Below are 11,836 nucleotides of genomic sequence, written 5' to 3' on the forward strand. Positions count from 1 at the left end.
TCCGGCAGTCAGACGTCGGTCGGCCCCACGACAATCGACGCGGTGGCCGCCGTTGGCGGGTTCGCCGCGATTCCCGTCGACGTCGGGAAATCTCCGGGATCGGACGGGCCACAGACGGCCTGCCCGTCCTTACAATTGGGATCGGCCATGGCGCGGGCGTTGCTTGCCATACCGCAGATCGTCGTCCCGTTGATGTCGGAGAAGCCTGAGCATGACCCGGAATTTACCATCTTCTGGCAGTTGCCGGTGCCAAGCTGGATACACGCCGCGATGAAACTGGCGTCCACCTTCTGGCCGTCGAAGGTCGACATCGAGGCCAGCTGTTTCACGGCCGGCGCGTTGTAGCCCGCATTCGTCAGCCTGGCCCAGGCATCGACCTGATCCTGCAGCGACATGCACCCGTATCCGGCGCGATCCGTGCCGGCATATTTCTGGACATTGGCGTTGTTGAGCTGGAAGATTCCGGTGCAGCAACTGCCATTGTAGACGCCCTTGTTGCCGCCGGATTCGAAACGCCCGAGACCACCCAGCGAGCATGACGTCCCCTTGAGATCGTCGCGCAGGGAGGAGTTTCTCACCGCGTCGGTGATCTCCTGGGCTGAATAATTGGTGCGCTCGCAATATTGGCCTTTCTGCGCCAGCGCATGGCCTGTCACCGCCGCGAGCAACATCGGAACGAATGCGAGCGTCGTGATCAATCTGGCAAGCTGCCTGCGCATGGTCGCCTCCTGGTGCAGGGAATCACCTGATCGAATAGGTCCGCGCGCAGCCGGGCACGTCGCGACCGCCGACATTGGTCCGGAAGGCGATGGTGCCGGCTGCCGGATCGAAGCGCGTGTAGGAATTGTCATTGCGGTTCTTCGCCGGGATGTCCGGATCGGCGTGATCCGCGTAGCAGCCCGTTGCCGTCTTGATGGCGAGAACCTTGCCGTTCTCGATGGTGACGATGCGCAGCGGACAGGTCGATGGCTCGATCTCGGCGCCGGCGTCGTTCGCGCCGCTGTCGCAATCGCGCGAGAGCGCGGTGCTGACAATGATCGTGCGGGACCCGTCGCGATAGGTCGAGGACAGGGCCGTCACCAGGGCATTCTTGCCATTGAGCGGTCGCTTGAGCTCGGTGGTGACGTAGGCATTCGCTTCGCGGATCACGTCCGGCCAGACGAGCGTCTGCAGGGTGTCGGTTTTCGATGGCGTCTGGAAATTGTGGAACGTCATCGGCTGCCAGGCCCCGGAGCCCTGGTCCTGCGCAACGGCGGCCGTTGAGAGGGTGGTAAGCCCGACAAGTGCGATGACGAGAAAGGAACGCATCGAAGCCTCCTGATGCTGAGATGGCCGGCCAGCATGGCATGGCCGCAGGGGCGGTCCGGGCCGCGGCGCATGCCGCGCCCCGCAAGGGGTCGCCTTGACCGCGCCGTCAGCGGACATTGGATGATGGCGGGCGCGCAGCCGTTTGATCATGGCGCGCCCAGCGGGATGTTGTTCGAGCAGCCGTCGACGGCCTGATGGTCGATGACGAGGCCGGTCTTCACCGTCTTCGTCGCGACATCATAGGCAGCGTAGGCGACGGTTCGGGCGAGGTCCACGGGTGCGCCCGCCGCGGCCGGCGCGAGTTCGAGGAAGCAGGCGCTCCCCCCGTCGAGGGTGCGAACCTGAATGCCTTCATAGATGGCGATCCGCAGGGGACAGAGTTTTATCGTGGCGCGCGCCGACGCCTGGACCTCTTTCAGCGTGCAGCCCGTCGCCGTGTTCAGGATGCTGAGCACGACCGCCTTCCTGGCGCTCCAAATGACGAAATGCGCCTCGGTCGCCGGGGCGTTGGCGCTTGCGTAGCGCGTGTCGCCGCGCGCGAGATAGGCGCGGTTGTTGTCCTCGATGGCGTCTTTCCAGATATCGGCATAGGTGGCGGTGTCCGCCGTCGCCTGCTGGAGATCGGCATAGGACATCGGACGCCACGCTCCTGGATCTGCGGTGAGCGCCTGGGCGTGGACGAGTGCCGGGATCACAAGAGACATCCATGCAGCGGTGATCGCTGGCAATCGTCGCGCGATGTGCTGTGGAACGCAGGCGCGCATTCCTTCAACAACATCTAGTATATTGAACCAATGTCGCACCCGTGGAAAGCCCCCGCCGCGCTATTCGTATCGATCGCGGCCCGGGACCCAGCGCCACGCGTCTTTCGGCGAGCGCTCACCGCCGCGCCAGGGGACAAGGGTTCGCGGCGGATCGACCGGCTGCATGTTCCAGACAGAGCGGTAATGATAGAAGTTCGCGGTCTCGCGCCTGAGGCGTCTGCCCCCGGCATCGAGAAAATCTGTGGCGCAATGCACGACGGGTCCCCGGTAGCGGCTGACGCGCGCGGTCTGGGCATCGAGCGCTCCGGGCCTGCAGCCGAAGAGCCAGACAGAGGTCGCGCGCGACGGCGCGATGGTGTCGTCGCCAAGCAGGCGGCGATAGGCGTCGTTGGCCTGGGCCTGCGTCGGATAGACGAAGCGTTCGGTCAGGATCGGGGCGAACGTCGTCCGATCGGGAGCGTATTCGAGCCGCCCGGGCTGAACGCGGTCTGGCTCGTAGAGCGTGTCGCGCGATGGCGGAGGCAACGCCTCGACAACCGGCGACGTCGGGGCGGCGCAAGCCGCCAGGGCGAGCGCCAGAAGCCCGGGCGCGAGATAGGCCGCGACGTTCATGGCGCGGCCTCGGCACCTGTCTTCGCGATCGCACGCCGCCGATCGCTGGTCCGGTACTCCCAGGGCATCTGGAACGTGCTGGCCCAGATGCCCCGATAGGCTTTGCGCGCGTCCCTCTCGGCCGACACATAGGTGCGGATCGCGGGATCCTGCTCGCTTGGCGGCAGGGTCATCGCAATGCCGTCGCGGATCATGTCGGCGCCGATATCGGCGTGATCCGCCGAGGCGCAGCGCGCGAGGTGCTCGCCCTGCTCATCGCGAAGAATGCTGCAGGCAACCCATTTGTTGAGCGTTGCCGAGACCAGCCAAGCCGCCGCCACGGTGCCGCACGGCCAGGGCTGACGGCCGAGATGAGCGGCCTGCCCTGGCGCACAGGTGTCGATGCCGTAGAGCCGATAGACAGCCTGCGTCTCGATATCGCGAAAGCGCGTACCATCGAGAACCTCGACGCGCAGCGGTGGCGATTGCAGCGCGCTACCTGGCGAGTAAAGGCCGAATCGTTCCGGCGATTGCGCGCCGGCCAATGTGGTCGCGGCAAGCGTGACGACCATGACGATGGTCCCCGTTCTGGCGCCGCGGTTACGCCCCCGCGTCATCACGGTTGCCCAGGTCGAGCTTGTGGAAGGCATTGGCGATGACGTCGGTGGTGTAGACTGTCTCGCCGGCCTTATCCTTGTAAGAGCCGTCGGCGATGCGGCACTCCGCGTAGACGGCGTCGCCTTTGACGACATGGGTCAGCGCCCATTGGGCGACCTTTTCGTTCAGCAGGCTGATCGTCACCCAGTCGGTCTCTTCCTTTCGCTCGCCCTTGCTGTCGGTCCAGACGCGATCGGTCGCGACATTGACCTTGGCGGTCTTGCCAAAGGCCTTCGGTGCCTGTCCGACATGGCCGCGAAGGATGAAGAGGTTGGTGGTTCTCATGGGCAAGGCTCCCTCGGCTGGTGGTGGCGTTGGTCATGGCGGCGCGATCCCTGGCGTGTCCGGGGCGCTCGAGGCTGTTGGCTGCGACGGCGTCGTAGCCGATCGATCCGCCCGGAGCGCGCGCAGGATGATGGCGTTCGGTTCGGGCAGGTCGGCGAAGGCCCACAGCCCGGCGTGTCCGCGTTGCGCCACCAGTTGCGCGACGAAGTAGGGCGGGTGGACCGGCTTGCCGTCGGGTGTCAGCGCCGCGAAGCCGTAGCCGGTCGAAATCAGCGCGGTGCCGAGATCGATCCGTGAGCCGGCGCCTGCTCCGCTCAGTGGTTGCGCGATGCAGAACACGAAGACCGTGCGCGCCTCCGGCAGGGCAGCCGCCTGGTAGCATTGTGGCTTCAGGTCCCGCGTCAGCGCGATCAGCATCGCGAGCGAGGCCTCGCCGCAATCGCGCTTCACGCCATGCGCATTGGTGACGATGGTGCCGCGAAGGCAGGACTGAACCCCATAAAGGCGATAGATCACGCCGCCGTCCGTCCAGCTGTCGCCGGTCTGGTAGACAGCGTTGCCTGGGACGGCAAACCAGCCCGGCGCGGCGGACTGCGCCGCCACGGGCGATACCGCGGCTGCCAGCACGAGGAGCGCGACGCGGACGCGGCGCATCTCAGTATCCCCTCAGCGAGAAATAAAAGCGCTGCGCGCCGTTCGCCGTGGAGATGTCGACATAATTGGGCTCGGTGCGAGCCTGCCGTGGTGTCGTGGGATAGGTGGTCTCACACGACCCATCGTCACCACTATGGCAATCGCGCCGCGGTTTGGAGGTGTCGGCGCAAAGATCACCGTTCGGCGCCGGCACGAGCGCGTCGGTATCGCCGCCGGTTCGTTGCATGGGCGTCGTGCCGGCCGGGCAGGGGAAATAAGGCTCGAAGCCAAGGCGCCCGGCATTGCCTTCCGGGCAGGTCGGCCAGGACCCGCCGCGCGCGAGCGACCGGAAGAGCTGCTGCATGACCGGCACGCAATAGGGGATGCCCGACCAGCTGGGCGCCGTGGCAGCGGCGCAAAGGAGTACCTTGCAGCCAAATGAGGCATCCTGCGCCCCGGCTCCGCCGGGCCCAAGCGCGCCGCCGGTGACGATTATCGCCATCGCCAACCACTGAGGCCGCTTCATCCGCCCTCCTTTTCGGTCCTCTAGGAAAACCCGTCGCCAGTCGTGTTGCCATCGTATCAACATTCAATATATTGTCCATGACGAATTGATTTGAGGGCAGGGCATGTGGGCTCAAAGCTTGACGATCGGAACGCTCCTGACGACCGGGATGGCAGGGGCCAGCGCGCAGAGCGGAGCGCCTACGACGCTCGCCACCGTCGACAGTTCCGGCCGCGTCATCCCGATCGAAGCGCCGGCGCAACCGGTCGAGATACTCCAGGGTCAGAAGGGCGCGGCATCTCCCTGTGCGCCTGCCACGGACCTCGCATCCGATGCCGCGAAGGCGCTGATCGTCAGGATCGCCACAGAGGAGAAGTTCTATCCGGACTTCGTCCTGTCGGTCGCCAAGATCGAGAGCCGCTATCTGTCGACGGCGCTATCGGAAAAGGGCGCGTATGGCCTGATGCAGTTGATGCCCGAGACGGCGCAGCGTTTCGATGTCGATCTGTGCGACCCGGTAGGCAATGTACGCGGCGGCGTCCGCTTTCTGCGCGCGCTGCACGAGCGCTACCGGAATCCGTTCTTCATTCTCGCCGCCTACAACGCCGGTGAGGCCGCCGTGCAGAAAAGCCGCGGTGTTCCGCCTTATCCCGAGACCGTGCGTTTCGTCGCCGACGTCATGAACGACTTCTACACATGGCCAGACCCCGCCGCGGCCGCGACAGTCGGCGCCGCGCGGGTCGCGTCGTCCGCTGCCGACATCATCCAACCTCTCTCCGGCGGCGCTTCACCAGCGGCAGCCTCGGAGCCTGCGAAGCCACGCGCCAAGACACAATGGAGCGACGGCTTCGTGATGCATGTCGACTGAGGAGACCGTAGATGAAGCAGCCGTCGAGACGCGTTCCTTACCTCACCGGAGCCATGTTGCTCCTGATGACCGCCGGCGCCGCCGCACAGTCGGGCGGCACACTGCAGCCGGTGCAGTCGACGCTGACCACCCTCGTGCAGGCGCTGACCGGCCCGATCGCCACCGCGCTGGCGACGCTTGCCGTCATCGCCTGCGGCTTCTTCGCCTGGTCGGGCCGGCTGACCTGGGGCATCGCCGGCAGTGTGATCTTCGGCATCGTGCTGGTGTTCGGTTCGGCGCAGATCGTTCAATTCTTCCAGTCGGCGGTCGGTCAATGAACAGCCAGCACCTCGAAGAGCCGCATATCAGCCCGCTGGTCAAAGCACTCACACGCGCGCCGACGCTGATGGGCGTGCCGTACATGTATTTCATGTTCAACGGCGTGGTCTCGTCGGTCTGCTTTCTGATCTCCCACAATTTGTTCCTGCTGCTGGTCGCAATCCCGCTGCATCTGTTCGGCTACATATTGACGCTGCGCGATGATCGCATCTTCGAAATCCTGTTCGTCAAATCGACAAGATGCCCACCCCGCTCGCGCGCCTTCTGGGCCGCCGACAGCTATCGCGCGTGAGGCGAGGAGATGGTGGCAAAGGCACTCCTCGATGAACTGACCTACGGTGCGGTGTCGCGCCGCGAGCGTCCGGTGGCCAGCCACATCCCCTATACCCGCCATGTCGACGATCACGTCATCAAGACCCGCGACGGTCTGGTGATGACGATCCTGAAATGCGAGGGCTATTCCTTCGAGACCGCCGACATTAGCGAGATCAACTCCCGCCTGTTGGCGCGCAACGACCTCGTCCGCACGCTGGCCAATTCCCGCTTCGCGCTCGTCAGCCATATCATCCGCCGCGAGGTGCAGCCGCGGATCGCGTCGAGCTTCGACAATGCGCTGTGCCGCGAGATCGACGAGCGCTATGACGCGGCGCTGTCGCAGCGGCGGATGTTCGTCAATGATCTCTATCTGACCATCGTGCGTCGGCCGCTGCAGGGCCAGGCCGGCACGTTCGACGCGATGCTGACGAAGCTGCTTGGACGCAAGGACGCCGCCGGCGAATCCGTGGCGTCGCAGACGGCCTTGAGCGAGTTGCACGACGCAGCCACCGCGGTGCGCGAGAATCTCGCCGCCTATGGAGCGCGCCAGCTCGGCGTCGTACGCCGGGATGGGGTCTGGCACTCGGAACCGCTGGAATTCCTCGTTCAGCTCGTCAATGGTGGCATCCCCCGCCCAATGCATTTGCCACGCATGGCGCTCGCCGATGCGCTGTCGATGAAGCGGATCTTCTTCGGCAAGAACGCCATCGAAATCCGTGGCGCCGGGCCCGAGGACACCCGCTTCGGCGCCATGGTGTCGATCCGCGAGTATCCGGCGCAGACCGGACCGGGCTCCTTCGACAATCTGTTGCGTGTCCCGCACGAGTTCATCGCGACGCAGAGTTTCGCCATCGTCGACCGCCCCGAGGCGGCCAAGCAGATCGACCGCGTCGCCCGGCAGGTCGACATGTCGGACGAGGCCGGCTCCATCATCGCCGAGCATCTTGACGAAGCGCGTGACGAACTCCTGGCGTCCGAGGCGATCTACGGTGAGCACCACATGTCGGTGATGTGCCTCGGTCGCACGGTTGCCGAGGTTGCCGCCACCGTGACCGCGGTCGGCGCGGCGCTGACCGATCGCTCGGTGATCTGGACGCGCGAGGATCTCAATTGCGAGCCGGCCTTCTGGGCCCAGCTGCCTGGGAATTTCCCCTACATCGCGCGCAAGTCGGTGATCTCCTCAAAGAACTTCGCCGGCTTCACGTCATTGCATAATTACCCGAGTGGGCGGTTGGACGGGAACCATTGGGGTCCGGCGATCTCGGTGTTCGAAACCACTTCGCAGACTGCCTATTACTACAATCACCATGTTCGCGACCTCGGCAACTTCACCGTCGTCGGGCCCTCGGGCAGCGGCAAGACGGTCTTCCTGTCCTTCATCTCGGCGCAGTCGCAGCGCGTCACGCCGCGACCGAAGCTGCTGTTCGTCGACAAGGATCGCGGCGCCGAGATCTTCATCCGCGCCATGGGTGGCCAATATGAGGTTCTGGTCCCAGGCGAGCCGACGGGGTTCAATCCGCTGTCCCTGCCCGACACAGCGCCGAACCGCGAATTCCTGTTCCAGCTCCTCGGCTTCATGTTGCGGCCAGGCCATGGCGGCGAGCTCAGCGCCTCCGAGGAGCAGGTCATCCGCAACGCCATCGCTTCAGCGCTGAGCGCCGGGCCGGACGGGCGGACGCTAAAGGCCTTCTCGACGCTGTTGCGCGGGCGCATCCGGGCCGGCGAGGGCGATCTCCTCGCTCGGTTGGAGAGCTGGATGCGGCCGGACCAGCGCGGTTGGCTGTTCAATAATGAGGCCGATCAGTTCTCGGTCTCGAGCATCTTCGGGTTCGACATGACACGGGTGCTGGACGATCCCGTCATCCGCACCGCGGCGCTGATGTACATCTTCCACCGCACCGAGGAGCTGTTGACGGGCGATCCGGTGATGATCTTCCTCGACGAGGGCTGGCGGCTGCTCGACGACCCGGTCTTCGCCTTCTTCATCAAGGACAAGCTGAAGACGATCCGCAAGCAGAACGGCATCATCGGCTTCGGGACGCAATCGGCCGCCGACATCGTGCGCTCCAACTCGGCGAGCACGCTGATCGAGCAGACCGCGACCAATGTCTTCTTCCCGAATCCGAAGGCGGATGACGAAAGCTACACCCGCGCCTTCCGGCTCTCGGAGCGCGAAGTGACCTGGATCCGCAGCACGGTGCCGGAGAGCCGTTCCTTCCTGATCAAGCACGGCCGCGACAGCGTCATCGCCAAACTCAATCTCGCCGGCATGCCGGACATCATCAAGGTGCTGTCGGGCCGCACCGAGACCGTGGCCGAGCTCGACGCGCTGCGGGCCCGCGTCGGTGACGATCCAGCCGTCTGGCTGCCGATATTCATGGGAAGGGCTGAGGCATGAAGCGGCTCGCGCTGACAGTGATTGCCTGGTCGTGGATCGGCGCAGGCGCGGCCTTTGCCGCCATCCCGACCACCGACGCCGCGCAGCTAACGCAGCATTCGGAGACCGCAGGCGCGACCATCAAACTGGTACCGATCTCCACGCAACGGCAGAACGCCAATCAGGGCGTGAAATGCGCCGTCACGACGGGCAAGAAGGCCAGCGTCACCGATCCGACGGTGCAGCCGCAATCGGGCGCCGGCAGCCGCACCATCCAGGTCTATGCACCGGATATGCCGGCGGTCCCGACCGCGGATGCGCGCGGCGCCGCGCTCAACAGCCAGACCTTGTTCAAGTCGACGGGCGACGTCGTCGCCAGCCTCGATGCCAGCCGATCGACGCTCGGCGCCGCCCAATCCGCGTTTCGCACCGCCGGTTCTCAGGTCGGCACCGCCACTACGGTGATGGCGGCCATCGATACGAACAGTGCCGCGCGTCTGCAGAACAACCTCGCCTGGAACGGCGTGATGGGCTCGGCGAATATCTGGGTGACGGCCCTGAACGCGCTCAATCTGGCGCAGAACAGCGACATCAGCCGCGCCACCATCGGGATGCGCTCGGCGACAACGTCGTCGTCCGGCACCCCGACCACGCCGGCCTGCACGGTCGGCATGGTCGGATCGGGGACCGTGGCCGATCCCTGCCGCACGGCGGGGTCATGCTCGACCACGCCGCCGGGATCGCCCGTGGACCCAGGATGCGTCGCGGCCCGCCACATGGATAGCGACGGCAACGTCCTGTTCTACCTCTCGGCGGCTCAGGACGAGGCGCGGACTGCCGCTGCCGCGCCCTCCACCCAGCCGCCCTTGTCCGGCGCTGATGTCGCCGCCGCGATCGAGAGCATTCAAGCCAACGGCCAATAGGAGGCTGCCATGCGATCTGTCCTGAAACTGGCGCTCGGCCTCGCCGTGGCCCTGCTCATCGCCACGTCGGGAGCGCGCGCCCAGGTGCCGGTGATCGACAATGCGAACCTGACGAAAGCGCAGGAGATTGCGACCAGCACCCGGCAGATTCTCGACGCCGACCAGCAGATCCTGCAATTCACGCAGAAGACGGTTGCCGCGGTGACCGGGGATCGCACCTCCCAGGCGCAGGGCAGCCTGGCGCAGATGGCCCTGGGTGGTGGTTTCTCCATGGCGCAGGCGCCGTCGCTGGGCTCGGTGATCTCGGGCGGCGCGCTGTCCTTCGCCGGCATGGGCTCGGGATCTCAGAACATCGTGTCGACGCTGATCAATGGCCTGCAGCTCGTCCAGAGCCTCACCGGGCTGAGCGGCGGTCAGACGCACCCGGTCGACACCGCCTACAAGAACTCCGTCAATGTCGCGGCGACCCTGTCCGGCCTGATCGATTCGACTCAAGGGGCGGTGAAGCAGCGCTCCTCCGCATTTACCCAAGGCGGCCAGCAGATCGGCCAGGCCCAGGACCTGAAGGGCAGCGTCGACCAGAACACTCAGGTGCAGATCCAGACCGGACAGACCATCAACGAGCTCAACGGCGTCGTGAACAACGCCGCCGCCGCTGCCAACCAGGCCAATCTCGATCGCATCGCGGCGGAGTCGGCCGTCGCGCGCGCCATGAAATTCACCCAGCAGTGACTTTGGAGGACGCTTGAACAAGATCACCATCGCCGTCGCCGCTGCGATCATCCTCATCGTCGCTGCCGGCGTGATCGTCATCCGCATGCCCGCGCCACCGGCACCCGCTGCGCAGACGAAGAGCGAGCCGGACACCGATGGCCTGTCGCGCGCCATGACCTTCACCTCGCCGGCCGAGCCGAAGAAATGATCCGCACCTCGGCAGCACTCGCCGCGATTTGCTGGATTGCGCTTGTCCTCGCGGGCTGTGCCTACAAGCCACTCAAGGCGCCGTGTTCGCCGGACGAAGACGGCGCGCCACTCGGCTACGCGGCGTCCGCGCCGACGCCATCACCTCAGCCGTTCGAGTCGCTTGACGCCTGTGGCCCGATGAAACCGATCTGAGGGCACGATGGCGACGTTCAGCATCACCTCGCTACTGCAATCGGTCGACCAGATCGGCCAGAACTATGTCTCAACCGCCTATCAGGCGCTGTCGAACGCGCTGACGTCGGGGGGAGCGACGAGCGTCGCCGGGCTGCTCCTGACGCTCTATGTGATCTTCTGGGGTATCGGCATCTGGCAGGGCACGGCAACCGGCGGCCCGGCCGACCACGCCTTCAGGCTGTTTCGCGCCTTCCTCATCTATGCGCTCGCGACCAGCTGGAACGATTTTCAGACGCTGGCCTACCGGTTCATGAATGACGGGCCGTCGGCGATCGGAAACGCCTTGCTCAGCGCCGTGACCACCGCCAACAACACCGGCACGGCGCAGAACCTGACCTCGGTCAACGGCGTGCAATCGGCCCTGCAGAACATGTGGGACACCACCAACAGCGCCACCGAAGCCTTCCTGCAGAATGCGGGTCTCACCAATTGGGGCCCCTACATCTTCGCCGCCGTCTTCTATGTCGTGATGGCGCTGCTGATCGGTTTCGCGATCTTCCTGATCGTGCTGTCGAAACTTTTCATGTGGCTGCTGCTGGCGCTGGCGCCGGTCTTTATCATCCTGCTGCTGTTTGGGGTCACCTCGCGCTTCTTCAGCGGCTGGCTCGGCACGCTCATCCAGTATTTTCTGGTGCAGGTCCTCGTCTACGCCTTCCTCGCCTTCTACGTCTCGCTGATCCAGCAGACCATCGACACGTTGAACGGCGTCGCCAACACCAAGAGTGCGAGCTGGGCGACGATCGGCCCCGTTGTGCTGCTCGCCATCATCGGCGTGCTGCTGCTGGCCCAGATCAACAACGTCGCTGCGGCCATCGCCGGAGGCGTGCCGATCTCGAGCTCGCGGATCGGTGCGGTGCTCGCCACGGTCAGCGGCTATCGGCTCGGCGTGGCGGCGAACAGGGCCCGCCTTGCCTTCCGCAACCCGTTGAACCCGGCCTCGACGTCACGACGCGAGGAGCTGGCGGCGCGCCAGCGCGCGCGTGTCGGTTTGCGGGCGTCGTCATGGGCGCAATCGCCTGAGTTTCGCAGGCTCGCCGAGCAGATCAAGCATCCCGGCTCGCCGCCGGCGCAGGGTGGGGGAGGGAGCCGACCTTGAGCGATACTCCGACGGCTGAGGCTGGAGTGGTCGAGCCG

At 65.5% G+C, this 11,836-nt stretch carries 17 protein-coding genes; 9 read left to right on the forward strand and 8 right to left on the reverse strand.

Annotated features, from left to right (window positions below; all coding sequences use genetic code 11):
* Positions 1–8 precede the first annotated feature (8 nt).
* From KHC23_RS20465 to KHC23_RS20500, 8 genes are read right to left on the reverse strand one after another with little or no spacing between them, the layout of a single operon-like run.
* Positions 9–719, reverse strand: a complete 711-nt coding sequence (locus tag KHC23_RS20465; RefSeq protein ID WP_246544812.1) for a hypothetical protein — start codon at positions 717–719, stop codon at positions 9–11.
* A gap of 22 nt (positions 720–741) precedes the next feature.
* A complete protein-coding gene (locus tag KHC23_RS20470; protein WP_246544813.1) occupies positions 742–1,458 on the reverse strand; it encodes a hypothetical protein in 717 nt (238 codons plus the stop codon).
* The gene (locus KHC23_RS20475; RefSeq protein WP_246544814.1) at positions 1,455–2,072 is read right to left on the reverse strand and encodes a hypothetical protein; all 618 of its coding nucleotides are present in this window, start codon (positions 2,070–2,072) and stop codon (positions 1,455–1,457) included. The genes KHC23_RS20470 and KHC23_RS20475 overlap by 4 nt, the downstream gene beginning before the upstream one ends.
* 60 nt (positions 2,073–2,132) lie before the next feature.
* A complete protein-coding gene (locus KHC23_RS20480; protein WP_213375240.1) occupies positions 2,133–2,684 on the reverse strand; it encodes a hypothetical protein in 552 nt (183 codons plus the stop codon).
* On the reverse strand, positions 2,681–3,235 hold the full coding sequence (locus tag KHC23_RS20485; protein ID WP_213375242.1) for a thermonuclease family protein: 555 nt from the start codon (positions 3,233–3,235) through the stop codon (positions 2,681–2,683). Before KHC23_RS20485 ends, KHC23_RS20480 begins: the two co-directional genes overlap by 4 nt.
* A 28-nt stretch (positions 3,236–3,263) precedes the next feature.
* Positions 3,264–3,605, reverse strand: a complete 342-nt coding sequence (locus KHC23_RS20490) for a single-stranded DNA-binding protein (protein WP_213375244.1) — start codon at positions 3,603–3,605, stop codon at positions 3,264–3,266.
* Positions 3,606–3,638: 33 nt separating this feature from the next.
* Positions 3,639–4,259, reverse strand: coding sequence for a thermonuclease family protein (locus tag KHC23_RS20495; RefSeq protein ID WP_246544815.1), 621 nt, complete (start codon positions 4,257–4,259; stop codon positions 3,639–3,641).
* A 1-nt stretch (position 4,260) separates the two neighbouring features.
* Positions 4,261–4,764 carry a hypothetical protein gene (locus KHC23_RS20500; protein WP_213375246.1) on the reverse strand — a complete coding sequence of 168 codons (504 nt, stop codon included), beginning with the start codon at positions 4,762–4,764 and terminating at the stop codon, positions 4,261–4,263.
* Positions 4,765–4,882: 118 nt separating this feature from the next.
* On the opposite strand from KHC23_RS20500, the gene KHC23_RS20505 reads away from it, so the two are divergent.
* The 9 genes from KHC23_RS20505 to KHC23_RS20545 are packed head-to-tail and all read left to right on the forward strand — an operon-like array spanning position 4,883 to position 11,798.
* Positions 4,883–5,611 (forward strand): lytic transglycosylase domain-containing protein, encoded by a 729-nt coding sequence (locus KHC23_RS20505; RefSeq protein ID WP_246544816.1) that lies wholly within the window; start codon positions 4,883–4,885, stop codon positions 5,609–5,611.
* Between the two features lie 11 nt (positions 5,612–5,622).
* The gene (locus tag KHC23_RS20510; RefSeq protein WP_213375250.1) at positions 5,623–5,928 is read left to right on the forward strand and encodes a TrbC/VirB2 family type IV secretion system protein; all 306 of its coding nucleotides are present in this window, start codon (positions 5,623–5,625) and stop codon (positions 5,926–5,928) included.
* The gene (locus tag KHC23_RS20515; RefSeq protein ID WP_213375252.1) at positions 5,925–6,221 is read left to right on the forward strand and encodes a VirB3 family type IV secretion system protein; all 297 of its coding nucleotides are present in this window, start codon (positions 5,925–5,927) and stop codon (positions 6,219–6,221) included. Before KHC23_RS20510 ends, KHC23_RS20515 begins: the two co-directional genes overlap by 4 nt.
* 9 nt (positions 6,222–6,230) lie before the next feature.
* Positions 6,231–8,642 (forward strand): VirB4 family type IV secretion/conjugal transfer ATPase, encoded by a 2,412-nt coding sequence (locus KHC23_RS20520; protein ID WP_213375254.1) that lies wholly within the window; start codon positions 6,231–6,233, stop codon positions 8,640–8,642.
* A complete protein-coding gene (locus KHC23_RS20525) occupies positions 8,639–9,544 on the forward strand; it encodes a hypothetical protein (RefSeq protein WP_213375255.1) in 906 nt (301 codons plus the stop codon). Before KHC23_RS20520 ends, KHC23_RS20525 begins: the two co-directional genes overlap by 4 nt.
* Before the next feature lie 9 nt (positions 9,545–9,553).
* A complete protein-coding gene (locus KHC23_RS20530) occupies positions 9,554–10,276 on the forward strand; it encodes a type IV secretion system protein (protein ID WP_213375257.1) in 723 nt (240 codons plus the stop codon).
* Positions 10,277–10,289: 13 nt separating this feature from the next.
* On the forward strand, positions 10,290–10,466 hold the full coding sequence (locus KHC23_RS20535) for a hypothetical protein (RefSeq protein WP_213375259.1): 177 nt from the start codon (positions 10,290–10,292) through the stop codon (positions 10,464–10,466).
* Positions 10,463–10,660, forward strand: a complete 198-nt coding sequence (locus KHC23_RS20540) for a hypothetical protein (protein ID WP_213375261.1) — start codon at positions 10,463–10,465, stop codon at positions 10,658–10,660. The genes KHC23_RS20535 and KHC23_RS20540 overlap by 4 nt, the downstream gene beginning before the upstream one ends.
* Before the next feature lie 7 nt (positions 10,661–10,667).
* Complete coding sequence (locus tag KHC23_RS20545; protein ID WP_213375263.1) at positions 10,668–11,798, forward strand: TrbL/VirB6 family protein; 1,131 nt, start codon at positions 10,668–10,670, stop codon at positions 11,796–11,798.
* Positions 11,799–11,836 lie beyond the last annotated feature (38 nt).

Source organism: Ancylobacter dichloromethanicus (assembly GCF_018390645.1).
GTDB lineage: Bacteria > Pseudomonadota > Alphaproteobacteria > Rhizobiales > Xanthobacteraceae > Ancylobacter > Ancylobacter dichloromethanicus.